This window comes from Methanolobus profundi (genome assembly GCF_900114835.1).
Taxonomy (GTDB): Archaea; Halobacteriota; Methanosarcinia; order Methanosarcinales; family Methanosarcinaceae; genus Methanolobus; species Methanolobus profundi.
Genome location: NZ_FOUJ01000001.1, coordinates 85,191 through 109,587, shown reverse-complemented (window position 1 = coordinate 109,587; position 24,397 = coordinate 85,191). Strand labels below are relative to the sequence as shown.

Sequence of the window (24,397 nt, the reverse complement as noted above, 5' to 3'; positions counted from 1 at the left end):
TATATAGTAAAATTTCAGTGAAAAGGCTTAAGCCTTCTCACCTGAACAAGTCTTCTTTTTTGCGTCGAGCTTAATGACATTCCTGCGCTCTTCACTCATCTGTGACATATCCTGGCCTATAAGACCATATGCATCGGACCTGCACTGACGGCAATGTCTCATCTGCTGGACATAAGGAGCACACTTGTCCTGAATAGCCTTACATTCTGCTGGTGTCGGTGCGACCTTATCAGCGAACTGTGCCTGACAGATAAGTGGCATCACATTCATGATAAAGACACCAAGCTCATTGATCTTCTTAGCAAGCTCAATTATGTGCTCATCATTGATACCGGGTACAAGCACTGTGTTGACCTTTACAACAAGACCTGCCTCCACAGCCATCTTGATACCTTCAAGCTGCTTCTTCACCATTATCTCGCCGGCTTCAAGACCACGGTAGATCTTCCCATTGTAAGATACGTGACTTACCATCTGTGCCTCGATCTCAGGATCAATTGCATTCATGGTCACGGTCAGCGTAGTAACTCCGACCCTTAGAAGCTCAGGCATCTTATCAGGAAGGTTCAGTCCATTTGTACTCAGACAGAGAGTTACATCAGGGAACTCTTTCTTGATAAGCTCCAGTGTCTCAAAGGTCTCATCGTTTGCCAATGGGTCTCCAGGCCCTGCAACACCAACTACCTTTATGAAAGGATAGGCTTCCAGTACCTGCTTTGTCTTTTCAAGAGCTGCCTGTGGGCTCAGTACTTCGCTGGTAACACCAGGTCTGCTCTCATTTACGCAGTCGAACTTACGATCACAATAATTACACTGAATATTGCATTTCGGAGCTACTGCAAGGTGGATCCTGCCGAACTTGTGCTGGGCTTCTTTGGAATAACAAGGATGTTGTGCGATCATTCTCTTGACATCTTCATCCTTGGAAATTTCTATTTCACAAACGTCTTTTTCATTTTCCATTTTAATAGCTCCTATAGCTCTTAGCAGCTCCAATAAACACGGCTCAATTTAAGGGAAACTACTAGATATACTTTTGTATGGACCCTCTTAAAGGGTACTTATTTCACACCACTTACCTTCGCCTTCCCACATCTTTACAGACATAGGGAAAGCAAGCCGTGAAGACATCTTTGCGTGTACATGCTCACACAGGTTCTCGACACTTGGGAACTCCAGTATGTCATTCAGAAGCACATGATCGTACTCCTTAAGGACCTCTTTTATGACCTTTTTGATCTCATAGAAATCCATGACCATTCCGGTTTCCTTTTTCTCTCCCTCAATGACGATCTCCGTCCTGTAGGTGTGTCCGTGTACTATTCCGCAAGTCTCATGCCCTGGAAGATAATGGGCACTATCAATATGATCGATTACTCCAAGTCTCATTTTCATTATAAGCACCCCCACATTTTGTGGGTCTGTGGTATTATTCTAGTATTAACTTCATTAAGGAAGGACTCCTGCAATTCCAGCATATATCCTGGTTCAGGCTGCATATCCTTCTGTGTAACAGGTTGTAGTATAAGGCTTGATATATAGCCTGAAATTGCACCTACAACGCCCTCTATCTCATCAGCTGATGTATCCCTGGTCACTACTATCTTACAGAAGCAATCCCTGTCCTTTGTTGTCCTAAGTGTCCTGAAACACTCAATGGTCCTGTCAAGATGCAGTTCCGGATCATCAAGCAATGAATGGGGAAGAAGCTTCACATCTCCTGAAACATAGGACACCTTGTCCTTCACTTTCTTGGCCATATGAGGAAGGGTCATATTGGATTCAAGATAAAGTGGAGCATTGGTCTCCATCGAAGATATGAAATCAGCACATAAGAGAGGTTCACCGCCGGTAAGCGATACTGAATGCAGAGATGAATAGGAATTCACCATCTCGCTTACCTCTGAAGGGGAGAGAGGATTTTTAACATCCCTGAACACATTGCTACCCGGAACTTCCTCGAATTTACAATATTCTGTAGCACCTACAGGAGTGTCACAATAGTTACACTTCAGGTTGCATCCGGTAAAACGGACAAATGCCTGCCTGTATCCTACATATGGACCTTCACCCTGCACAGAGCAGAATATCTCACTGAGGGATGCTTCCATCATATCACATCCAATGGCCTGGATTTGCGAAGGTCTTTCTCGATATCGATGAACTCATTATAGTAAAGTCTGGCAATGTACTCCATTACGAGAGGAACGTCATCACTACCAAGTCCAAGGTCCTCAAAACTACCGTAATGATCATGCACTACATTTATCCCGAAATGGATCTTCTGCGAAACCGCTGATGTACTGGCAATAGACACGGTGAGCTTTTTATCATCCACGAAAAGATCATCACCTTTTCTTAAAATATCAGAACGATATTCCGAAAGGATCTCTTTGACTATTGCAGTGAACAGACGTTGTCTTGCATATACCAGTTTCAGGTCGGTAGAGTCAAAGTGCTCTATGATGAAGTGGACCATATCAGTGGAGAATATCATATCTCCCTGTTTCTTGTCCTCAAGATCGATCATATGCTCGATCTTAACATCACAGCCACCTCTGAATGCAATTATCGAGTCTGACTGAACATCTGCAAGATTGTAGGCCCAGAGAGATGATATCTGGCTACCATCATAATCTGTGGTATTATCAAGGATTATGCATTCCATTAGTTACACCAAATGTTGAATGTTCTTTATTCTCCAAGCCTTTCAAGGAGGGGGTCTTTGACACCTGCAGCTTCGAATGCCCTTCTTCTTCTGGTACAGCTTTCACATTCGCCACATGGTACATCTGCACCATGATAACAGCTCCAGCTGTATTCAAGAGGAGCCTTAAGCTCCATTGCCTTTGAAACGATCTCTTTCTTGTCCATTCCGATCAAAGGTGCATACACCTTTACACCATTCTGTGTTGAATAGGAGAGAGAATCATCCATTGCAGTAATGAACTCTGCAGAGTTGTCAGGGAAGGTCACTGCTTCCTCTTTGTTGAAGCCCACAACAACGCACTCGCAATCCATGCTTTCGGCATAGGCTGCTGCAATGTTTATTAGAATACCATTCCTGTTCGGTACCCAGACAGCTTTAGCAGATTCAATAGTAATAGAGGGGTCTGCATCATCAGCGATCTCATCCATACTAATAGAAGGTACTTCAGAATCTGTATTCACAAGGGATGTGTTGGTTATTTCCTTCATCCATGTAATGTCAAGTATGCGATATTCTATTTCCAGTTCTTCACAGACCTTGATCGCATTCTGGATCTCACGTTCAACTGAACGCTGACCATAGTTGAATATAAGTGCCATCCTGACATCCATCTGCTGCTGGACCATGGTCACAGCAGTAACAGAATCAAGACCACTACTTAACAAAGCAATTGCACTGATAGATAATCCTCCAGATAATTAGTGATAGGTAGCTAATAATACTCCAGTATTATTGAAGGAATACTTAAAGAACATATAATTATAAAAACCCATCGTCGTTTTTTTCAAAAAGGATAAATATAAAAATAACATATATAATTAAGAGGAATAATTTTGCCAGTGATCAAAGATAAGATAAGCCTTGAAAAACTGCTCCAGAGAATGTACTGGATAGAAGCTGAAATGGAGCAACTTGGGACATGGGAAGCACGCATCGAGATGATGGAAGATAATGTAGCAGCACTTGAGACATTATCACATGATTCTGACCAGCATGGAGAGATTATAAAGAAATGGCTCATAAAAGGGAATATCAATATCCCGACAGAAGCACCACCCGGGCTCCCAAAACACATATTCGACTTTGACGGACTGGCAAGTCCTGAGATGTTCAGGATAATTATGAAGTATGAAATATTAGCAATGAACGTTTACAAGGATATGAGCAATACTGATCCCGAAATAATAAAAGAGCTGCTCCCTGAAGAAAATGATGCCAGTGACTTCCTGTCTGATATGGAACAACTAATAAAAGATGAAAGTATGCACGCAGGGATCTGTAAAAAACAGATAGGTGGCTTCACAAAAGTAATGTATTGAAAACCGCCTTTCGACGGTTTTCATGTTTCCTATCCTACCAGATCATTGTTTTCTGCTGAAGAAGAATGCCATACCGATGATCGCTACCATAGGTATTGCTACAGTAGGGAACTCAGGGATCTCCTCTGGATATTCTTTTGTTGGTTCTTCCTTTGTTGGTCCTTCTGTTTCTTCTTCCTCACTGCATTCGACGATCACAAGTTTCTCGGTCGAAGCATTATTGGAAGTGTCATCAGCGTAAGCTACCAGACTGACAGTGTATGAACCATTTGCAGTATAAGTGTGCTCAGGGTTCTGCAATTCTGAAACTGTTCCATCACCAAAGTCCCAGTCCCATGAAGTTGCATTCTCTGAAAGATCAGTGAAATTAGCTGTCAGGCAGTCAGTCTCATATGAGAAATCTGCTACGACAATGACAGTGGTCTTTTCCTCTGTCTCAGCTACAGTTGTCTTCTTCTCATCATCATCTACAGAACTTGAGGAGAAAACGCCACCACCATAATATGTGGCTGTTGGTGCTGGTGCCGGAGCTACCAGACTTGAGTTATTAGAAGTTGCAGTTGTCTGTTTTGCAGGGGAAGTATCTGCTTTCTGAGTGACGACCGTAGGGTCATCCACTATTGGAAACACGTCACCGGCATCAGGATCCTCCTGTGCCTGGCCTGCCTGGAAATTAATAAGGCCGCTAAGTAGCAGCACTGAGGCAAACATAATAATGATCGGTAAGATCAATCTTTTATCCATAAATTGTACCACCTTTTTTTGCAATAATCCAAATGTTACCTAGTTTATCGTTAAGTTTAGAGTACTATATAAACTTTCGTGCACTCTCAAAAGTGATGCTCATTATGATATATACGATCTGTAATGTGAAGAAGTTGTAAAAAACATAATTTGAAGGCATGCTCACAGGAGATTATTTTAAGATCGAACCTAATATATGCGTACTGAAAAACAAATTATATGCCGGGAGTGATACATTGACAACTGAAGAAAATATAGTTCCAGATCAGAATAACAGGCTAATTAATGAAAAAAGTCCTTATCTTCTGCAACATGCCCGCAATCCTGTGGACTGGTATCCCTGGGGAGAAGAAGCATTCAAGAAGGCAAAAGAAGAGGACAGACCAATATTCCTGTCGATCGGCTATTCCACATGTCACTGGTGTCATGTAATGGAAAAGGAATCCTTTGAGAACGAAAGTGTCGCCCGGCTTCTGAATGATTCCTTTGTCTGCATAAAGGTCGACCGTGAGGAGAGACCGGATATAGATAATATCTACATGTCAGTATGCCAGGCGCTTACAGGAAGAGGAGGATGGCCACTGACCATTCTTATGACACCTGAGAAAAAACCATTCTATGCAGCCACATACATCCCAAGAGAAAGCAGGCAGGGAATGCCAGGTATGCTTGAGATGGTACCCATTATTGCAGACCTCTGGAGGAACAAGCGTGGGGAACTTACCAACAGTGCCAACGGGATCACTGCTGCAGTATCATCATATGAAGAAAAAGAACTTGGTACGGACATAGATAGCAATATGTTACACCTTGCGTACCAGCAACTGGAAGGAAGCTTTGACCATGAGTACGCAGGATTTGGAAGAGCACCTAAATTTCCTACACCACACCACCTGACATTCCTTCTCAGATACTGGAGAAGGACCGGAAATGCAAATGCACTGGAAATGGTGGAAAGGACACTTGCATCAATGAGGATGGGAGGTGTCTACGACCAGATAGGTTTTGGCTTCCACCGATACTCTACAGACAGACACTGGCTACTACCTCATTTTGAAAAGATGCTGTATGACCAGTCATTGATGATCATAGCACTCGCTGAAACATTCCAGGCAACAGGAAACCCAGCCTACAGGGACACTGCAAAGGAGATACTGACCTACCTTAAAAGAGATATGCTCTCTCCTGATGGAGGATTCTATTCAGCTGAAGATGCTGATAGCGAGGGAGAAGAAGGAAAGTTCTACACATGGATGGCAGATGAGATCGACGACCTGCTTGGAGAGGAAGATGCCACCATTTTCAATGAAGTGTTCAACATCGAAACTGAAGGTAACTTTGTCGAAGAACACAGCAATGTGCTCCGTGGAATGAATATACCCCATATGACAAGAAGCATGGACGAGATCACAGCAGAGAAGCCAGAACATATGGAAGATATCATAATAACCATCGAGCGTGCAAGAAGAAAGCTCTTCAACGAAAGAGAAAAGCGTATCCATCCTTCAAAGGATGATAAGATACTCTCTGACTGGAACGGACTTGCTATCGTAGCACTATGCAAAGCTGCACAGGCGTTCAATGACCATGGATATGCAGAAATGGCAACGAATGCAGCAGACTTCTTCATGAAGGAAATGACCGGAACCGATGGGAAGATGAAGCACAGATATCGAGATGGAGAAGCTGCTATCGATGCTTTCCTGGAAGACTATGCATTCTTTACATGGGGACTAATAGAACTTTATCAGACGAATTTCAGGACCGAGTATCTGGAACAGGCATTAAAATTGAACAACTATCTTCTCACCCACTTCATTGATAACGAGAAAGGAGGGTTCTTCCACACTTCTGACGAAGCAGAAGAACTCATATTCCGCAGCAAAGAGGTTTACGACGGTGCCATCCCTTCAGGCAACTCCGTCTGTATCATGAACCTCCTTAAGCTGGCAAAGATAACCGGTGATCCCGAACTTGAAGATATTGCACTTAAGACAATGAAGAGCTTTGCTGATAAGGTCAGTTCTGCACCCATAGGTTACACACAATTCATGTCAGCTGTGGATATTGCCCTGAAGCCATCTGTAGAAATGGTGATCGTAGGTGACCAGGATGGAACAGATACTAGAGATATGATCGAATTCATAAATGAGAGATTCATCCCTGAAAAGGTCCTGCTTCTCAAAAAGATGAACGAAATGGAAAAGATATCAGAAATAGCAGCTTTCACCAAGGATATGGAAATGAAAGATGGAAAGACAACGATCCATATATGCCAGGACCATACATGCAAACTGCCATCCAACGACAAGGAAGAGATCAAAGAGCAGATAGAAGCACTTTCACACATATAACACAGAGTTGAACTATATGACCACAGGGAACTTCTATAACCCCGAAATAGAGACAATGGAAAGAAGCGAGCTCGACGCGCTTGTAGAAGAACGGATAAAATACACTGTTAACTATGCAGCAGAGAACTCACTTTTCTATAAGAGATGGTTCAGAGAGAACAATATCAAACCATCTGATATCCAGTCCCATGAAGACCTTCTGGAACTTCCCATCATATCGGGAAAGATCATACGTGAGAACCAGCCTCCTGAGAAAGAGGACTTTGGATTCAGAACAGTTGACTGGAAAGATGTTTTCACGGTTCATGAGACCAGCGGGACCAGCGGAACACCAAAATCATTCTTCCTTACATGGAACGACTGGGAACGATACGCAGAGAAATATGCAAGGAGTTTCAGGTCACAGGGTTTCGGGCCAGAGGACCGTGTGATCGTGTGTGCATCCTATGGTATGAACGTAGGAGCGAACACCATGACACTTGCAGCCAAAAGCATTGGTATGACCATGATACCAGAGGGTAAATGTACATTCCCGGTAAGGATCATGGACTCTTACAAACCTACTTCCATAGTCGGTAGTATCTTCAAACTCATCCGCCTTGCTAAAAGAATGAAAGACCAGGGAATTGATCCTAAAAGTTCCAGCATCGAGCGTCTGGTAATAGGAGGTGAGAGCTTTGCAGAAGAATCAAGGAACTATGTCTCCGAGATATGGGATTGTGAGGTATACAACACATACGGCAGCACAGAAGGGACCATGTGTGGAGAATGCACCGACATCAGTGGCCTGCATGTTCCAGAGGACCTAATTCATCTTGATGTATATGACCCGCACATGGACAAGTTCGTAAAAGATGGTGAATGTGGGAGGGCTGTGCTCACAACATTGTTGCCAGTAGGAGCAAAAGGTGGTAACGTGCTCATCAACTATGACACTGAAGACACCACAGTGGTTATGAGCCGGGACAAATGTGCCTGTGGAAGAACGCATATGAAGATAATGAACCCTGAAAGGGAGGCTGAGACCTTCTGGGTATCAGGAACCCCATTTAACAGGGTAGATATCGAGAAAGGTGTTTTCCAGAGAGAGAACATGGAGTACCTCACCGGCGAATACGAGGCTTTCCTTTACGGAGGGGATGATGAAGGCGAAACAACCCTGCGGGTCAGTATGGAGTGCAATGATATGCAAAGATGTGATGAGGAACTCATCAAAGATAACTTCCTCAGCTCCTTCTTTGCCTATAAGAAAGGGCTGGAGAACTCTTACATAGACGGAAGCCTGAACATTCTGTTCAACTATGCAAGACCAGGAGATCTGGAATTCTATCGTGTTAAAGGCAGACCAAAGCGCGTAGTTGACCGCAGGTGATCAGATAAAAGAAATGCCTTCCCAGAGAGAGAAATAGAGACTGAGACCTCCGATAAATACAAGGATCCAGATAGCAAGGGTTATTTTCATCAGAGAGAACGGGTTCACTATATGCCTTATCCTGCCATCCACTGCAAGCTTGATGTATACGGAGAACAAGATCACCACAAGACCTGCAAAGTGATGAAGGTACATCTGTGTCTGAAGGGAAGAGCCTACCCCTATATCACGGAGGGTTGACATGGAAGGGAACATAAAGGCAAGGATAGACAGAAGTTGAAGTAACACGGCAACGCTTACAAGATGGCAGTGTTTGCGCATTGGGTCCTTCGAAACCTGTGAAACCGCAACTGCCAGTACTATAACTGATAACAGTTGTAACAATAGATTGAAAAATGCCTGGTTGAACTGTGTGAACATACCCTTTAAACCCCCTTAAATATATAACAGAGGTATGCAAGGTCTGTATATAAAAATATTAGTATTGAGCTTAGAAGTTACCTTTATAGACCTTCAGACCTTTGTCCGATACCGTAAGGATCCATGGTTCCATACTATGAGATGATGCTCTCATCTTCCTTACCCTCAGATACCTGTTGGCAACATTTCCCTTGAGCTGAAGACCAAGTTCGATTATACCGTCCGCAAGATAACCTTCCATACCAGTTGAGGGGTCTGCCATGCCTGATAATTTCTCTTCTTCAAGGATCAGGAATGTAGTGAACTTTTCACGCCTGAATGTCTCAAGCATTTTATACATGCTTTTCCTCAGGTCCCGGGGTTCAACATCTAAAAGAGAATAAAGCGCCCCAAGAGAATCAATAGCTATGCATGTACATTTCTCACCGATATTCTTCTTGAACTGAAGGATATTCTCTTCAAGGATACTCAACAGGTCATCGGAGAAATCATCATAAAGAACTCTGTAATCACTAAAATCAGATATATGCAACCTGTTAGACAGGGCTATGCCCATGCTGTCCATATTCTGAAGATGGTTCTCTTTGCTCTGTTCCAGAGTTATATACAGGCCATACTCATCTTTCTGCTCAAGATAGTTTGAAAGAACCTGAAATGTAAACCCGGACTTCAATGTACCCGCTGCACCTGTAACCAGCACAACACTATTTTTGGGTATATCGGTCTCAAAGACCTCGTTCAATCCTTCTATTGTATCCACAAATCGCATTATACCCCTCTTTCTTTCCAATGTCCATAAAAAAAGAAGTAAGTATAATAGCGTAAAAATAATATATATCTTTAATGGCAAGGAATATGGAACCTGCCTACTCGCCCGATATGGACCTCATCCACCTTTTTAACAGATGGAACTCTTTCTTTTCCAGAACCTCAGGGTCCAGTTGCAGGATCATTCGGGAACCGGAAGCCATTATAGTATCGTTGGTCTGCTCAATTAGCTTGACCACTGACATGATGTCATTATCAAGTATCAGATATTCGAGACCATCCATCAGGATCACACCATCATCCACCTTCTCGACAAAATCCGCAATAGTAGGATAGATCCTGAAGATCTCAGTGGAATCTATCGATTGCTGACCCTCTATCTTGTTCTTTGTCAACCACACAATAGGGGTCTTTGTGATACCATACATATTACGTACTTTATCAGGATTCCTTCTTGTTATACAGAGTCCGGGTTTTCCACTCTTGACAAGTTCGGAGAATATCGGATAGCTTTGTTCCTGATGTTCGCTATCAAGAAGATAGACATAACCACTTTCCAGCTCTACCTCTGTGTCCTCAGTATCCTTTTCTACATCTTCTGTCAGAGGAGTGATGAACAAACCCCTCAGACGAGAGCGGTCCTGTAGTGTAACTATAAGACCCTGCTTTTCACCTTCCTCCTCAAGGAGCGAGGTTGAGACGTTCATCCGTACTTTTTCACCGTGCTTGGTGAAGAACACCATCTCAAAGTCTTTCTTATCAGCGAATTCAAGCTGATCCACATCATCTGCAAGATCACGTACATGCCTTGCGATAAGTTCACTTACATCGTAACCAAGAAGGTCTGCCGCATTCTTATTGGCTGTTACGATCTTCTTTTTATTATCAAGGGAAAGTATGGCTATTGGAGATGTCTTTAACAGATTGTCCAGATACTCGTTCGCTCTTTTGATCTTGGATTCCGCATCCAGCCTTTCTGTTATATCTTCACCTGACACAAGCAGACCATTGATGATACCCTCAGGATCCTTTAGAACGATATTGTTCCAGCTCATTATTCTCTTCTGCTGATTGCTATTGATGAAAGGAACTTCAAAATATCCATTCTTTGCGTTCTCGGTCGAAAGTAACTTATGGAAACCATCACGGGCATGGTCCCTGAATATCTCGGGAACATAACTGTCGAACCAGTCACTGCCGATCACTTCATCTTCATCATAACCGAGTATATCGCAGCCCTTCCGGTTGATCAGCTTCACTATACCATTCTCATCGAGAACAAGGAGCATTACACCTGCAAGGTCCAGATAGTTCTGTGCCTGATCCCTTTCAGCGATGAGCTCATCATGAAGCTTCTTGATCCGCAGAAGAGAACCTACCCTTGTCTTGATCTCAAGCCTGTCAAGTGGTTTTGTCAGAAAGTCATCTGCTCCTGCATTGATACCTTTGATACGGTCCTCAAGGCTTGAGAGAGCTGTGACCATGATGATCGGGATAAAACGTGTCTTTTCACTATTCTTGAGTCTTTTACAAACCTCATAACCGGTGATATCAGGCATCATGAGGTCAAGAAGGATTATATCCGGGTTGTGAGCCTCGACCTTTTCCAAAGCCTCAACTCCACCAGATGCAGAAATAATATCATAATCATGTATAAGATATGCTTCGAGCAGCCTGACATTCATAGCCTCGTCATCGACTACCAGTACCTTTCCTTTCTTTTGCTCATCCATCCCGTTCACTCATAGAATATACATTAGCTAATATAGCGGTTAGAGAAACACTATCTCGAACTTATATGACAGTATAATATTTACTCTATATAAACAAAGCGCGAAATATGCAATTCAACGTATAAAAATGACCATTAACAAATACATGTCATGTAAAGAAGCATCAAAACCATCTGCATTCAGATATTGGGCAAGGTCCAGTATAATAGTGTCCCGACACATATAATTCTCAAAAGTACAGAATTGAACTAGATGCCTGATGCCAGAAAAGAATCTCCCGGAAGAGAATAGAACACATAGAAGAATAGATGAAGCTGCCACAGATATCCGCTACCTTCTGGAAAGAGGATATCGAAAAGATAGTGCCATCAGATTTGTCTGTGACCATCACAGGATCCCACAGACTGAAAGATACATACTTGCCCGTACTGTATGTTCATCTGCCACAGCCTCTGAACGTAAAAAAAAGAAACTTCGATGTGAACAACTAAAAGGAAGAACGGTCCTGGTAGACGGATATAATGTGCTCATTACACTGGAAAGCCTGCTTCGGGAAGAAAGAACGTTTGTTGCAGATGATTCTTTTTTGAGGGATGTACGAGGAGTTTTCAGAAATCATTCCAACGACATATTCACAAGCAGAGCTGTGGAAAAAATGTTATCTTTTCTTGCCGTGGCAGAGGTGGAACAGGCTGATATCCTTCTTGACACCCAGATGAAACATAGTGGTGAACTGGCTTCATTTATCAGGAGCAGGATGAAGGAATTATCCATAAAAGGCAATGCAGGAACATCAAAACATGTTGATCATGACCTGAAGACATGTGATGGAAAAAAGGTAGTTGCTACTGCGGATGGAATTATAATAGATGCCGTCAGGAACGTCATAGATATTCCCGGATGTATTGCCATGAAAATGGATGGAAGATGAAAACTTACCATGACCTGGATATAAGCAACAAATCTAATAACACAGAACACTTTAATGGCCACACATGAAGAAACTGGGGATCGTGGTCACTGATCCAAATGACTGGACCGCGAATGCATTGATAAGTGAGGCAGAAAAAAGAGGTTTCCAGACCGTCTGTCCGGACCTTGGAAAACTGGAAACATATATTTCCAGAGATGTTAAACATACGACCAACGGAACAGACCTTTCAGACCTTGATGCGCTCATCATAAGGGATATGGGATCTGGCAGCAATGATGCTCATCTTTTCCGTTTTGACGTGCTTCAGGACCTGGCCAAGAACGGAAAGATAATGATCAACCCACCTGCTGCAATACAGAATGCAGCAAACAAGTTCCATGCAAGCTGCCTTATATCAGAAGCAGGCATTCCCACACCACATACCTTTGTCACACAGGACACCGATTCAGCAATAGAGATCATCAGTAAATTAGGAGATGTTGTCCTCAAACCTGTTTTCGGATACAAGGGGATCGGGATAGAACGCATAAAGGACAATGTAGTTCTGGCCCCGGACGGAACATCTTGCCCTGCGGAAGTCTATGACCTTGTATCATCTTATATAGGAGAAAAAGGAATTGTTTATATACAGGAATTCATAGAGAACCCCGGCAGGGATATCCGGGCATTCGTTATCGACGGAAAGATCGCTGGCTCTATCTATCGAAAAGCACCTGATGGCTGCTGGATAAACAATCTCAGCCAGGGTGGCAGCCCACAGAGATGTGAACTTACAGCAGAACAGGAACGTATCTGCATTGATGCCGCTGATGCTATCGGAGCTGTGTACGCTGGAGTGGATCTGATAGAAGGTGAAGAAGGATGCTATGTCCTTGAGGTCAATGCTACTCCGTCGGGAGCAGGGATCTACAGTTCCCTGAACATCAACGTTGCAGAACATATACTAGACACCATAGAGAACAGGCTATAACTGTCTGGAAAAAGGATAAAAATGAGCGAATATAAACAGTGCATTGTTATCAGGGACGATCTTAAACTATCCAAAGGCAAACTTGCCGTACAGGTTGCACATGCTGCAGTATCTGCATCTGAATGGGCCGACCGCAATACCCTTGATAAATGGAAAGAAGGCGGCCAGAAGAAAGTGGTACTCAGGGTACCGAAACTAAAGGATCTCTTCGAACTGAAGGAAGTTGCAAGAAGAGAAGGACTACCAACCGCACTCATACAGGATGCAGGACGTACGGAAATAGCACCCGGAACAGTTACAGTGCTTGGTATCGGACCTGCGAAGGAAGAGGACCTTGACAGAGTTACAGGTGACCTGAAGCTTCTGTGATCAGTGTGCAAGATCCACGTTCGCTCCCGGGGGTTAGTATGAAAAATAATACAAAAACGAATTTACTGATGAGGATAATATTGTGTATAGCATTGGCAGGAGCGGTGTTCTCCTCAGGATGCCTCACAGAACCTATGAACAAAGTAGGGGACATTTTCAATCCTTCATCTGTGAATATTTTCCAGAGCGAGGACTATTACCAGCTTGATAGTAACGACCTTACGGTCCCTGTCACAACTGAACAGCAGGTCGATAAGTACGAAGAGGTCCCGGATGATCTCACTGACAGGTCACCCGGATTTGAAGTATCAAGTTACTATGTTTACACACAATTCTACGAGAATAGTGAGAGTGTTATCAGTGTCTATGTAAAGAACATGGGAGACACTTCTATTTTCATATACCAGTTCGGTTTTCTGATGGTAGCAGATAATGAACTTGTACTGCAGGATACAGGGGTCAGCATTGAACCAGGGGAAGAAAAGAATATAGGGATCATATCCCTGGATGTACCGGATGATGTCAATGAACTGGAGCTCAGACCACGGATGTCAATGATGGCACAGACAGACACCGAGAGATGGCATGACTACAAAACACAGGATTTTGATGACATCACCATAGATGTCTCGAAAAGTGTTGACATACAGGATCCAAAATACACATCGAACCCTGAAAGTCTCTTCACTCTGGTCAATGATATGATAGACCCATATGACGTAGATGTACGCACTATGGCTGCTGCCTCGGCAAAGAAATATCCGGGCCAGTATAACATATACCAGATATGCGCTCTTTTCGATGACACGAAAAAGAATATATTATACATAAGTGACCCCAGAGGAAAGGACCTTTGGTCCACACCAGGAGAGACCATCCAGGTAGAAGCTGGCGATTGTGATGACTATGCAATACTTCTTTCATCATTGATCGAGTCCATTGGAGGGACCTCAAGGGTCTACCTTACAGACACACATGCATTTACAGCAGTATATATTGGCAATGATACTGAAGAAATAGCAAGTGCAATTGGAGAATACTACGGTTCAGTACCGATATACTACACAACTGACCAGTACGGTTCATGGCTAATGCTGGACCCGACATCAAGCATATATGCAGGCGGACTCCCGGGGGGAACCGCTCCAACTGATAAGGGCTGGACATTCCTGAACACTAGTACGGTCACAGTTATCGATATTGCACCCCAGGAATAACAGGATGATAATAAATGATACCACCGATCGAAAAGAAGATGGGAATTGAGCTTTACAGTACACACACCGAAGGTATTGGAGGTGTGCTCAGACAGGAACCAGAGGATTTCATAGTCAATGAGATCACCAACCGCGAAGAAGGCGACAGCGGGAAACACCTCATACTTGAAATTACAAAGACTAACTGGGATATGCACCACCTTATAAGGGACATGTCCCGCAAACTTGGCATCAGCCAGAAGAGAATAGGATTTGCCGGAACCAAGGATAAAAGGGCCAGGACCACCCAGAAGATAAGCATATATGATATCTCGGAAGAAGATATCGAGGGATTCCACCTGAAAGATGTAGAACTGAAGGTCATTGGAAGGTCCAGCCGGTCGATAGGACTTGGCGACCTCTATGGTAACGAGTTCAGTATAACGATAAGGGATATAGACCTCAAACCTGCAGAACTGGAAAGAACACTTCAGGAAACTACAGATGAGATACGTTCCTTTGGTGGCGTTCCTAATTTCTTCGGCATACAGAGATTTGGGGCGATCAGACCTGTAACCCATACAATAGGAGAACATATCCTCAAAGAGGATTTTGAAACAGCTGCCCTCACATATATTGCCCAGTCCTTCCCGGATGAAACAGATGATGTGAAAGAAGTAAGGGACTATGTGATGGAAACAAGGGATTTTGTAGAAGGTCTCAAGAGATATCCACTGCGTCTCAGGTATGAGAGAGCTATGATGCATTACCTTGTGGAGAATCCAGGAGATTTTGTCGGGTCATTTACTGTTCTTTCAGAGAACATCAGCAGGATGTTCATACATGCTTACCAGTCATACATCTTCAACCGCATAATATGCAAAAGAATAGAGAAAGGTCTGGCTCTTGACAAAGCATATCCGGGAGATATCCTTTGCTTCAAGAACAAAGAAGGACTTCCCGATGTTAAAAAGGTGCAGGAAGCGAACGAAGATAATGTAAGTGGCATGAACAATCTTCTCAAAAGGAGAAGAGCTTTTGTTACAGCACCTCTTGCAGGATATGAGACCGAATTCGCATCAGAAATACCCGGGGATATAGAGAAAGAGATATTCAATGAGACAGGCATGAAGCAGGAGCAGTTCAAAATAGCAAAACTGTCTGCACTCTCATCCAGAGGTCTGCGAAGGGAGATCTTACTTCACTGTGAACCTGTTTTTAAGACCGGAGAAGACGAATTGAATCCTGGAAAAAGTAAAGCAACACTGACGTTTTCCCTTCCGAAGGGAAGTTATGCGACCACTGTGCTCAGAGAGTACATGAAGACAGAACCTTTAAAAATGAGTTAAAAGCCCACATTTGGGGCTTTTTCTTATATATCTACTTTTTTTAGTCCAGCATTGACTGGATGAATGCCTTGAATGGTGGTGATGGTCTGGCAGGTCTGGACTTGAATTCAGGATGGAACTGTGATGCAAAGAAGAATTTCTTGCCAGGTATCTCTGCAATTTCCATTCTGTTCCTGTTCTTACCTGAGAAAACCATTCCGCTGGCCTCGATCCTTTCAACATAGTTAGGATTGACCTCGTATCTGTGTCTGTGACGTTCTATTATCTGGGACTGGCCATATATTTCCTCTGCCAGTGAACCTTCTTTAAGATCTGCATAGTAGTCACCAAGACGCATCGTTGCACCCATGTCCACTACATTCTCCTGTTCCGGAAGAATATCGATCACAGGATATGGTGTGTCCTCATCGAACTCGGTACTGTTGGCATTCTCAAGACCTGCTACATTTCTGGCAAACTCTATGACAGAAAGCTGCATACCAAGACAAAGACCAAGGTAAGGGATATCGTTCTCCCTGGCAAACTGTATAGCCATTATCTTACCCTCAGTACCTCTTTCACCAAAACCTCCTGGAACAAGGATACCATCATACTCTGAAAGTGAGGAAATGGAATCAGGATCTTCTTCAAAGGACTCGGCGTTGATCCAGCAGACATCATAATTCACACCACATTCGATCGCAGCATGTTTTATAGAAGCACTGATACTGAGATATGAGTCCTCAAGATGTGTGTATTTTCCTACAATACCGATCTTTACCTCACCTTTGAGATTGTGCATCCTGTCAACCATATTGGCCCATGAATCATCTGATCCGGCAGAGTTGAGATCAAGGTGTTTCATCAGGAAATCAGTAAGTCCTTCCTTTTCAAGCATTAAAGGTACTTCATAGATATCATCTGCATCATGAGCACTGATCACAGCCTCTTCAGATACATCACAGAACAGTGAGATCTTAGAGATGGTACTTTCAAGCAGTGGTTCAGGACATCTTGTTACTATAATATTGGGTTTGAGACCAAGTTCCCTTAGCTCTTTTACAGAGTGTTGTGTTGGTTTGGTCTTCTGGTCACCCTGTGGGTCCATAGGTACAAGTGTGACATGAACGAAAGCCAGATTCTCCTTTGGCTCTTCCCTGTGCATCTGCCTTACTGCCTCAAGGAAAGGCATACTTTCGATATCACCAACAGTACCACCGACCTCTATAAGGCAGATATCAGCACCGCTCTTTGCAGCTACCCTACGGATCCTGTCCTTGATCTCATTGGTAATATGAGGTATGATCTGCACGGTCTTGCCGAGGTATTCACCCCTGCGTTCCTTGGATATAACAGCCTCATACACCTTTCCGGTGGTGAGATTGTGTTCTCTTGTAAGCTCGGTATCAAGGAAACGTTCATAGTTACCAAGATCCAGGTCCACTTCTCCTCCGTCCTTTAGAACGAATACCTCTCCATGCTGGAAAGGACTCATAGTACCTGCATCGATATTTATGTAAGGATCGATCTTGATCGCTGTAACCTTATATCCCTTGTTCTTGAGATTACGCCCGATAGAAGCAGTAGTAATTCCTTTTCCTAACCCACTCATTACTCCGCCAGTTACTATGATATATTTCATATTGATCATCTACCTTGATTATTTTCGAATATTTGGAAGTCGTATTAACAGATAAACCATAAAGAACGTCAGTAATATAGAATAGACCACTGACGGATAAAAAGTAAAGAACTGTGAAAGATCAACCGATCTGATAACAACAGCAAGAACAGATAATACCAACACTAAAAGGACCAGTCTGATGATCATTGATGAATGCGGAGCAGCCATTCCAAATACCGATCGTACCATTTCAGCCGAAATGGTCGGAAGCTGAGCACTCCAGTGGTCCTTATCATACATACCCGAAGAAGAGGGTTTTGATGGTTTTGAAGGTTTTACTGCTTTGGATACCTGTGCAGGCTTATACAATGACTCATCAACATCTACTACGAAACTCTTTTCATTTGGCCCCGGATGACCCAGGTTCAGGTCAAAAGCCTCTCTTTTTGAACCGTATCCAACAGTAATGAAGACCTGTCCTTTTGAATATAATCTGCCATCATAAGGGATCCTTGCTATCAAAGGAATATACTCCTCATGTTTAACATATGGATTGTCTTCAAGAATAGTGATATTTTCCCTTAGAATATCACTCACTGATATATTGACATGTGTCGGTGCACCGTAGTTGATCATCACGATCTCAAAGCTACGTTCCTCGCCGGGAGATAACGGCAACTCAACCGTATCCATCTCGAATTCTATCGAATTAACTCCCAGTCTGTTAATATGCACCTGCTGCAATTGAATTTCCTCGCTATTATCATTCCCTGAGATCAGGAGGAAGCATATTTGGTATTCCATCCTCTATAGGGTAGTATTCATCACAGACAGAACAGTACAGGGTGCCCGATATAACCTCATTTGTGTCCTCTTTCTCTATGTTGAGGACAAGGTCCCCTTTACATACAGGACATGCCAGAATATCCATAAGGTTCTTTTTCACTCGATCACCACCCTTCAATACGTTATCATCAATATAAGGTTTTTCTATCGCGTATACAGTATAATAGTGTCAGCAATTAAATTCGGCATCATCAGGGAAGTAAGAGATAATTTAATCTACTTCCTGACCCGTACAATATCTCATGTTCTCCATCTTCCTCGATGTGCTCGATTTTGCGGTCCCCATACTTATAATGATCTTTGTGGGACTTTTCGGAACAGGCATCCTTATCGAACTTGGGTTCATGCAGAGATTTGCAGGTCTTGTCAGACCTCTTTTCAAATACACCAATCTTCCTGACACATGTGCTTCAGCATTTCTGGTATCTCTTGGTTCTACCGTAGCAGCAAACGGAATGGTGGTCAACTTCAAGGAAGGAGGATGCATCGATGAAAAAGAGACCATGCTCTGTGCATTGCTCAACAGCACACCTGCATATGTAAGGGAGATAATAACATACCAGATACCCATAGTGCTTCCTGCACTGGGTCCTGTGGTCGGTGGGTTCTATGTAATGGTATTCATATTGACAGCTATTGTCAAGGTAAGTGCGGTCATAATTCTCAGCAGGATATTCCTGACGAAGAACAGGTGTATGTACGATGAGAATATAGCATCGAAGAAGGTGACCCTGAAAGATGCTGTCAAAGGCTCACTGAAGCGTAACCGTAAGCTGTTCACAAAGATAGCGGTCATATATCTTTCAATGACAACACTTGTGTTCATTCTCAGGGAGAAAGGAGCCTTTGAGATATTCAGTGTATTACCACTGGCTGAGATATTCGGGATACCATCGGAAAGTATCGTCCCACTTACAAGTTATGTTGCAAGCCCGATACTGGGAATATCACTTTTAGGCCCCATGATCAGTAACAATGGGATCTCGAACATACAGGCAATGATAGTGCTCATGCTTGGAAGTATGTTCATGCTGCCTATGTTCAGTGTACGTACTCTTTTACCACGATACATATCCATATTTGGCCCCCGGATCGGAATAAGGATAGTTGCCTTTTCCACAGGAATAAGTATACTTGTAAGATTCTGCATGCTTATAATATTGCTTTCCATAGCAAGCTAACCCATTAAGCTTTTTTTATCAAACAAACCAAGAGCACATTATAAATTATATTGGCATACATGCCGAATATTAATAGTATATATAATATTGTATCTAATATAACAATAGATACTTTGAAGGTATAATTTGCACAGAAGATTGGTCTTTTTTTTCAACAATATTAATTTGATATGACATATCAAGCATACTATATAAAAGCGAAAATGCCAGGAACAATAAATTAATATATTATATAATCCTCTATATAATAACGTGGAGATACAATCCACGATATACCGATATACAGTGCAATTTTTGCACACCTATTATGATACCAAACATGGGAGATATGAATAAAATGGTAAAAGTAATGATTGTAGACGATGCTGCATTCATGCGCATGGTCATCAAGGACATTTTAACAAAAAATGGTCATGAAGTAGTTGCCGAATGCGTCGATGGTCTCGATGCTGTGAACAAGTATCCACAAGTGAAACCTGAACTGGTCTTCATGGATATTGTGATGCCTAATATGGAAGGTATCGATGCTTTGAAGAAGATCATGGAAATGGATCCTGCCGCAAAGGTAGTTATGTGCTCATCCATTGGGCAGCAGTCCGTGGTCACAGATGCACTCAAAACCGGTGCACAGGACTTCATAGTTAAGCCATTCGATGCAGCTAAGGTGCTGGAAGTTATTGGAAAAGTAATCTAATATGACCATCAATGTACTTGTAGTCGATGACTCCGCACTAATGCGTAAAGTTGTCTCGGACATCCTGACAGAAGACCCTGAGATAAAAGTAATAGCTACTGCCAGGAATGGGCTTGAAGCCGTAGAAAAGGTCGAAAAGTACAGACCTGATGTTGTAACTCTTGATGTTGAGATGCCAGTACTTGACGGACTGCATGCTCTGGGATATATCATGAGTGAATGTCCAACACCAGTAGTGATGTTAACAGCGATCGACTCCAAGTCAGCAGAGAGTACACTAAGCGCATTTGAATATGGAGCAGTGGATTTCATACAGAAACCATCAGGAAATATAAGTTTGAACATCGCGGATATTGCTAAAGAGATCCGCATTAAAGTAAAAATGGCCTCTAAGGTGGACCTGAAGAAACTCGGGTTCATGGAAGAACACGTGAAAAAATCACGTGAGAATGAAGGTAGAGCCTTGCGTACTACTAAAAAGAAACCGGTTGCAAGAAAGAGCGTACATCATGCAAATAGCAAGATCATTGCGATTGCATCTTCAACAGGCGGACCCCGTGCACTTGAACAGGTGATCCCAAAATTACCTGGTGACCTGAAAGTACCAGTGGTGATAGTCCAGCATATGCCTGCCGGATTTACAGCATCTCTTGCACAAAGACTTGACGGACAATCCCAATTAACTGTAACAGAAGCTAAGGAAGGAGATGTACTTCATGCAGGACATGCCTACCTTGCACCTGGAAATTATCATATGGAGATAGTCTCGAAGGAAAAAGGAGGCGTATACCACGAAGTGGTCTCGCTCAACCAGAATCCCCGTGAACAGGGAGTAAGGCCTTGTGCAAATATACTTTTCAAGTCATTGGTCCCGATATACGGGTCGAACATCGTAAGCGCTGTTCTGACAGGAATGGGTGCTGATGGCGCAGATGGCGTAGAGGAGATAAAGGGTGCCGGTGGAAAGGCAATTGCAGAGGATGAGAAGTCCTGTGTTGTCTATGGTATGCCAAAAGCAGTCGTACAAAGAGGTCTTGCAGACAGTATCGTACCACTGAACAGAATATCGGGTGAGATCTTACGTATGCTGAATTCCTCCGGTGATTAAAATGTTTTTGAAAAAGAAGAAGATCATTGTGATCCCAGGGTTGGTGTGACCATGGATATGTCAGAATATAAAGAAATATTTAAAGCAGAGTCTGAAGAGCACCTGCAACAACTTAACGATTCATTACTGGGACTCGAACAGAATCCCAAGGACCTGGAATACATCAATACCATGTTCCGTTCAGCCCATACGTTGAAAGGAATGTCAGCAACTATGGGATTCAACACCATTGCAGAACTGACCCATGAGATGGAGAACCTCATGGACATGGTAAGAAAGTCACAGGTAGCCGTGAGCAATGGGCTTATCGATGTTCTCTTTGAATGTCTTGATACCCTGGAAGCTCTGGTAGAGACTGTGGACAGTGGGGAAACTATCGATATAAGTACACTTCAGGGCACACTCACAAAAGCAATGGAAGGTACTCTTCCAGTGAATGATATAGCAAGCACTGTGGCTGAAAGTATCGAGACCATTGAAGCCGACGTAGGCACAGAGCTTGAACCGGAAGAGGAAGTCATACCACAAACGGATATAGACTTGTCAGAAAGTGAAAAGCAGGCCATTGCGACCGCATCAGGTGATGGGAACAGAGTCGTATCCCTGAAAGTAGTTCTTGATGATTCATGTGTCCTTAAATCCGCCAGATCCACACTGGTACTGATAAATGTCACAAAGATGGGAGAGATCATCAAATGTGTACCGGACGAAGCAGAGCTTGAGGACGAGAAGTTCGACCTAGAATTCACAGTAATATTTGCAACAAAGACCACTGATGAACAGATCATTGAGACCCTGAAGAAGATATCGGAGATCAAAGAGATCATACCGACCACCATATCAGAAACTGCCGGGTCTGATGAGAAAGAAGAAGTGGTTAAAGAAACAGAATCTGAAGCTCAGCAGACAACAGGATCAGGTGTAAAGAGATCGGATGCCGTGAAGAGCATACAGAGTGTCAGGGTGAATATAGAAAGACTTGACAATCTGATGAACCTCGTTGGAGAACTCATTATCAACAAGATCAGGTTGAACCAGCTTGCTTCTGACCTTAATGCGAAAGATCTCGATGAATCACTTGCCAACCTTGACCGCCTCACCAATGAGATACAGACAGAGGTTATGGAATCCAGAATGGTCCCGATAGACCAGATATTCAGCAGATTCCCAAGAATGGTAAGAGACCTTGCTAAATCCGAAGGTAAGCAGATAAATCTCATCATCGAAGGAAAAGAGATCGAACTTGACAGGACGGTACTCGATGAGATAGGAGACCCACTTGTTCACCTGCTCCGTAATGCAGTAGACCATGGGATCGAACCTGAAGAGGAACGTCAAAATATCGGAAAACCTATAGCAGGTCTTGTAAGACTGGCTGCCTCACGTCAGAGGAACAGTGTCCTTATTGAAGTAGAGGATGATGGAAAGGGAATGGACCCTGCTCATCTAAGAGACGTGGCTGTCAAGAAAGGATTACTTACCAGAGAAGAAGTAGATAAACTCTCTGATGCAGATGCTTTGAACCTTATTTTCATGCCTGGCTTTAGCGGAGCTAAGACCGTCACCGACATCTCAGGAAGAGGCGTGGGCATGGATGCTGTCAAAACAAAGATAGAAGCTCTCGGTGGAAGTGTGAAAATAACTTCTGTACCAGGACAGGGCAGCATTATGAGACTCCAGCTACCATTGACAGTGGCCATTATCCAGTCACTTATGGTCACCGTAAGCGATGAAACATATGCCATACCGCTTGGTAACGTCATTCGTGATGTCGGGATCAAGGCCAGTGACATAAAGACAATAGAAGGTAAGGAAGTCATCATGCTCAGAGGTGAGGTACTACCACTCCTTAGACTGCATGATGTACTGAACTGTCCTACTGAACCGGAAGAGAAAGAAAATCTCATAGTCGTAGTTGTAGAGAAGATGGGAAATAACATCGGATTTGTAGTCGACGACCTTCTGGGACAGCAGGAAGTAATAATTAAAACACTTGATAATAAAATATTGAAGAATATGAAAGGATTTGCGGGTGCAACGATCCTCGGGGATGGAAGTGTCGCACTTATCCTGGATATTGCTACATTGATCTAAATATGAGGGAATAATATGGCAGAAATGGACGAAATGGCAAAAGGAGCATTTCAAGAAGCAGGAAACATTGGAATGGGCCACCTGGCAACCTCGCTTTCAAAAATGGTAAGCAGGGACGTAAAAATAGATATCCCAGTTGTTGAAATGCTGAGTCTGGACGATATAATCGCAAAGAGCAATGAAGAAGGAAAGAACAAAAGCGTTGTGGGTATCCACCTTCACATATCAGGTGAAGTTAACGGTGGAACACTTATACTGCTCCCTAAATTCTCTGCACTATCATTTTCCGACCTGCTTATGAAAAAGCCGATCGGTTCAACATCCAAGATAGAAGAACCACAGCAAAGGAAACTCCGTGAAATGGGAGTCAATCTCTGTAGTGCATACATGCGTGTAGTGAATGAGTTCCTCGGAATTGATATGACGGTCGGTGATCCAAGCATCGAGGTCAATATGGAAGGAGTAGGCGATTTCATCAAGAAAGAGATAGGTGATCTTGCTGATCAGTTCATAGTTGTAAAAGGCGAATGTCTGATACCATCTACAAATTCAAAGAATGAGTTCAACATGCTTTTCGAACCTGAAGCTACAGATATAATCATGGCAGCTATCATGAAGAAGATGATGGGATAA

24 protein-coding genes and 1 pseudogene are annotated in these 24,397 nt (G+C 43.1%); 13 read left to right on the top strand and 12 right to left on the bottom strand.

Annotated features, from left to right (window positions below; all coding sequences use genetic code 11):
• Positions 1-27: 27 nt before the first annotated feature.
• The 5 genes from nifB to queC all read right to left on the bottom strand — a co-directional run bounded on the left by nifB (position 28) and on the right by queC (position 3,390).
• On the bottom strand, positions 28-963 hold the full coding sequence (gene nifB, locus BM008_RS00605) for a nitrogenase cofactor biosynthesis protein NifB (protein ID WP_091931740.1): 936 nt from the start codon (positions 961-963) through the stop codon (positions 28-30).
• A gap of 87 nt (positions 964-1,050) precedes the next feature.
• Entirely contained in the window at positions 1,051-1,398 is a 348-nt protein-coding gene (gene queD, locus BM008_RS00600) for a 6-carboxytetrahydropterin synthase QueD (protein ID WP_091934037.1), read from the bottom strand.
• The gene (locus BM008_RS00595; protein ID WP_342707551.1) at positions 1,395-2,114 is read right to left on the bottom strand and encodes a 7-carboxy-7-deazaguanine synthase QueE; all 720 of its coding nucleotides are present in this window, start codon (positions 2,112-2,114) and stop codon (positions 1,395-1,397) included. The genes queD and BM008_RS00595 overlap by 4 nt, the downstream gene beginning before the upstream one ends.
• Complete coding sequence (locus tag BM008_RS00590; RefSeq protein ID WP_091931735.1) at positions 2,111-2,668, bottom strand: DUF366 family protein; 558 nt, start codon at positions 2,666-2,668, stop codon at positions 2,111-2,113. Before BM008_RS00590 ends, BM008_RS00595 begins: the two co-directional genes overlap by 4 nt.
• Before the next feature lie 26 nt (positions 2,669-2,694).
• Positions 2,695-3,390: a 7-cyano-7-deazaguanine synthase QueC gene (queC, locus tag BM008_RS00585; RefSeq protein ID WP_091931731.1), complete on the bottom strand. Its 696-nt coding sequence runs from the start codon at positions 3,388-3,390 to the stop codon at positions 2,695-2,697.
• Between the two features lie 159 nt (positions 3,391-3,549).
• Here queC and BM008_RS00580 point away from each other — a divergent pair, with 159 nt between their 5' ends.
• The gene (locus BM008_RS00580; RefSeq protein ID WP_245747893.1) at positions 3,550-4,029 is read left to right on the top strand and encodes a hypothetical protein; all 480 of its coding nucleotides are present in this window, start codon (positions 3,550-3,552) and stop codon (positions 4,027-4,029) included.
• A 42-nt stretch (positions 4,030-4,071) separates the two neighbouring features.
• Here the strand turns inward: BM008_RS00580 and BM008_RS00575 are convergent, their stop codons facing one another.
• The gene (locus tag BM008_RS00575) at positions 4,072-4,773 is read right to left on the bottom strand and encodes a PKD domain-containing protein (protein ID WP_091931725.1); all 702 of its coding nucleotides are present in this window, start codon (positions 4,771-4,773) and stop codon (positions 4,072-4,074) included.
• Between the two features lie 158 nt (positions 4,774-4,931).
• Between BM008_RS00575 and BM008_RS15285 the strand changes: the two are divergent.
• A pseudogene (locus tag BM008_RS15285) lies at positions 4,932-5,513 on the top strand (thioredoxin domain-containing protein); the annotation flags it as partial.
• A gap of 1,630 nt (positions 5,514-7,143) precedes the next feature.
• Positions 7,144-8,499: a coenzyme F390 synthetase gene (gene ftsA / locus BM008_RS00565; RefSeq protein ID WP_091931720.1), complete on the top strand. Its 1,356-nt coding sequence runs from the start codon at positions 7,144-7,146 to the stop codon at positions 8,497-8,499.
• On the opposite strand, the gene BM008_RS00560 is transcribed toward ftsA, so the two are convergent.
• The 3 genes from BM008_RS00560 to BM008_RS00550 form a co-directional block, all read right to left on the bottom strand.
• Entirely contained in the window at positions 8,500-8,919 is a 420-nt protein-coding gene (locus BM008_RS00560) for a hypothetical protein (RefSeq protein WP_091931718.1), read from the bottom strand.
• Positions 8,920-8,989: 70 nt separating this feature from the next.
• A complete protein-coding gene (locus BM008_RS00555) occupies positions 8,990-9,688 on the bottom strand; it encodes an RAD55 family ATPase (protein WP_091931715.1) in 699 nt (232 codons plus the stop codon).
• Between the two features lie 97 nt (positions 9,689-9,785).
• Complete coding sequence (locus tag BM008_RS00550) at positions 9,786-11,420, bottom strand: DUF835 domain-containing protein (RefSeq protein WP_091931712.1); 1,635 nt, start codon at positions 11,418-11,420, stop codon at positions 9,786-9,788.
• A 259-nt stretch (positions 11,421-11,679) separates the two neighbouring features.
• Here BM008_RS00550 and BM008_RS00545 point away from each other — a divergent pair, with 259 nt between their 5' ends.
• The 5 genes from BM008_RS00545 (at position 11,680) to truD (ending at position 16,238) form a co-directional block, all read left to right on the top strand.
• The gene (locus BM008_RS00545) at positions 11,680-12,351 is read left to right on the top strand and encodes a DUF434 domain-containing protein (RefSeq protein ID WP_091931710.1); all 672 of its coding nucleotides are present in this window, start codon (positions 11,680-11,682) and stop codon (positions 12,349-12,351) included.
• 64 nt (positions 12,352-12,415) lie between these two features.
• Positions 12,416-13,324, top strand: coding sequence for a tetrahydromethanopterin:alpha-L-glutamate ligase (gene mptN / locus BM008_RS00540; RefSeq protein WP_091931707.1), 909 nt, complete (start codon positions 12,416-12,418; stop codon positions 13,322-13,324).
• Positions 13,325-13,345: 21 nt separating this feature from the next.
• Positions 13,346-13,693, top strand: coding sequence for a peptidyl-tRNA hydrolase Pth2 (pth2, locus tag BM008_RS00535; RefSeq protein ID WP_091931704.1), 348 nt, complete (start codon positions 13,346-13,348; stop codon positions 13,691-13,693).
• Between the two features lie 38 nt (positions 13,694-13,731).
• The gene (locus tag BM008_RS00530) at positions 13,732-14,910 is read left to right on the top strand and encodes a transglutaminase-like domain-containing protein (RefSeq protein ID WP_143072232.1); all 1,179 of its coding nucleotides are present in this window, start codon (positions 13,732-13,734) and stop codon (positions 14,908-14,910) included.
• 14 nt (positions 14,911-14,924) lie between these two features.
• Positions 14,925-16,238 carry a tRNA pseudouridine(13) synthase TruD gene (gene truD / locus BM008_RS00525; protein WP_091931698.1) on the top strand — a complete coding sequence of 438 codons (1,314 nt, stop codon included), beginning with the start codon at positions 14,925-14,927 and terminating at the stop codon, positions 16,236-16,238.
• 40 nt (positions 16,239-16,278) lie between these two features.
• Here the strand turns inward: truD and pyrG are convergent, their stop codons facing one another.
• Genes pyrG through BM008_RS00510 form a run of 3 tightly spaced genes read right to left on the bottom strand, consistent with a single transcriptional unit; the run spans position 16,279 to position 18,787 of the window.
• A complete protein-coding gene (pyrG, locus tag BM008_RS00520; protein WP_091934034.1) occupies positions 16,279-17,859 on the bottom strand; it encodes a glutamine hydrolyzing CTP synthase in 1,581 nt (526 codons plus the stop codon).
• An 18-nt stretch (positions 17,860-17,877) separates the two neighbouring features.
• Positions 17,878-18,576: a DUF7524 family protein gene (locus BM008_RS00515; protein ID WP_449288716.1), complete on the bottom strand. Its 699-nt coding sequence runs from the start codon at positions 18,574-18,576 to the stop codon at positions 17,878-17,880.
• A gap of 28 nt (positions 18,577-18,604) precedes the next feature.
• Complete coding sequence (locus tag BM008_RS00510; protein WP_177187915.1) at positions 18,605-18,787, bottom strand: methytransferase partner Trm112; 183 nt, start codon at positions 18,785-18,787, stop codon at positions 18,605-18,607.
• 142 nt (positions 18,788-18,929) lie between these two features.
• On the opposite strand from BM008_RS00510, the gene BM008_RS00505 reads away from it, so the two are divergent.
• The 5 genes from BM008_RS00505 (at position 18,930) to BM008_RS00485 (ending at position 24,397) form a co-directional block, all read left to right on the top strand.
• Positions 18,930-19,868: a nucleoside recognition domain-containing protein gene (locus BM008_RS00505; protein ID WP_091931693.1), complete on the top strand. Its 939-nt coding sequence runs from the start codon at positions 18,930-18,932 to the stop codon at positions 19,866-19,868.
• A gap of 337 nt (positions 19,869-20,205) precedes the next feature.
• A complete protein-coding gene (locus BM008_RS00500) occupies positions 20,206-20,562 on the top strand; it encodes a response regulator (RefSeq protein ID WP_091931690.1) in 357 nt (118 codons plus the stop codon).
• Between the two features lies 1 nt (position 20,563).
• Positions 20,564-21,670, top strand: coding sequence for a protein-glutamate methylesterase/protein-glutamine glutaminase (locus BM008_RS00495; RefSeq protein WP_091931688.1), 1,107 nt, complete (start codon positions 20,564-20,566; stop codon positions 21,668-21,670).
• Positions 21,671-21,727: 57 nt separating this feature from the next.
• Entirely contained in the window at positions 21,728-23,764 is a 2,037-nt protein-coding gene (locus BM008_RS00490; RefSeq protein ID WP_245747794.1) for a chemotaxis protein CheA, read from the top strand.
• A gap of 15 nt (positions 23,765-23,779) precedes the next feature.
• Entirely contained in the window at positions 23,780-24,397 is a 618-nt protein-coding gene (locus tag BM008_RS00485) for a chemotaxis protein CheC (RefSeq protein ID WP_091931683.1), read from the top strand.

What these genes read in the sequence shown, in the direction of transcription:
- nifB (WP_091931740.1), bottom strand. Translation starts at nt 963, where the DNA reads ATGGAAAATGAAAAAGACGTTTGTGAAATAGAAATTTCCAAGGATGAA.
- BM008_RS00595 (WP_342707551.1), bottom strand. Translation starts at nt 2,114, where the DNA reads ATGATGGAAGCATCCCTCAGTGAGATATTCTGCTCTGTGCAGGGTGAA.
- BM008_RS00590 (WP_091931735.1), bottom strand. Translation starts at nt 2,668, where the DNA reads ATGGAATGCATAATCCTTGATAATACCACAGATTATGATGGTAGCCAG.
- BM008_RS00575 (WP_091931725.1), bottom strand. Translation starts at nt 4,773, where the DNA reads ATGGATAAAAGATTGATCTTACCGATCATTATTATGTTTGCCTCAGTG.
- ftsA (WP_091931720.1), top strand. Translation starts at nt 7,144, where the DNA reads ATGACCACAGGGAACTTCTATAACCCCGAAATAGAGACAATGGAAAGA.
- BM008_RS00560 (WP_091931718.1), bottom strand. Translation starts at nt 8,919, where the DNA reads ATGTTCACACAGTTCAACCAGGCATTTTTCAATCTATTGTTACAACTG.
- BM008_RS00555 (WP_091931715.1), bottom strand. Translation starts at nt 9,688, where the DNA reads ATGCGATTTGTGGATACAATAGAAGGATTGAACGAGGTCTTTGAGACC.
- BM008_RS00550 (WP_091931712.1), bottom strand. Translation starts at nt 11,420, where the DNA reads ATGGATGAGCAAAAGAAAGGAAAGGTACTGGTAGTCGATGACGAGGCT.
- BM008_RS00545 (WP_091931710.1), top strand. Translation starts at nt 11,680, where the DNA reads ATGCCAGAAAAGAATCTCCCGGAAGAGAATAGAACACATAGAAGAATA.
- mptN (WP_091931707.1), top strand. Translation starts at nt 12,416, where the DNA reads ATGAAGAAACTGGGGATCGTGGTCACTGATCCAAATGACTGGACCGCG.
- pth2 (WP_091931704.1), top strand. Translation starts at nt 13,346, where the DNA reads ATGAGCGAATATAAACAGTGCATTGTTATCAGGGACGATCTTAAACTA.
- BM008_RS00530 (WP_143072232.1), top strand. Translation starts at nt 13,732, where the DNA reads ATGAAAAATAATACAAAAACGAATTTACTGATGAGGATAATATTGTGT.
- truD (WP_091931698.1), top strand. Translation starts at nt 14,925, where the DNA reads ATGATACCACCGATCGAAAAGAAGATGGGAATTGAGCTTTACAGTACA.
- pyrG (WP_091934034.1), bottom strand. Translation starts at nt 17,859, where the DNA reads ATGAAATATATCATAGTAACTGGCGGAGTAATGAGTGGGTTAGGAAAA.
- BM008_RS00505 (WP_091931693.1), top strand. Translation starts at nt 18,930, where the DNA reads ATGTTCTCCATCTTCCTCGATGTGCTCGATTTTGCGGTCCCCATACTT.
- BM008_RS00500 (WP_091931690.1), top strand. Translation starts at nt 20,206, where the DNA reads ATGGTAAAAGTAATGATTGTAGACGATGCTGCATTCATGCGCATGGTC.
- BM008_RS00495 (WP_091931688.1), top strand. Translation starts at nt 20,564, where the DNA reads ATGACCATCAATGTACTTGTAGTCGATGACTCCGCACTAATGCGTAAA.
- BM008_RS00490 (WP_245747794.1), top strand. Translation starts at nt 21,728, where the DNA reads ATGTCAGAATATAAAGAAATATTTAAAGCAGAGTCTGAAGAGCACCTG.
- BM008_RS00485 (WP_091931683.1), top strand. Translation starts at nt 23,780, where the DNA reads ATGGCAGAAATGGACGAAATGGCAAAAGGAGCATTTCAAGAAGCAGGA.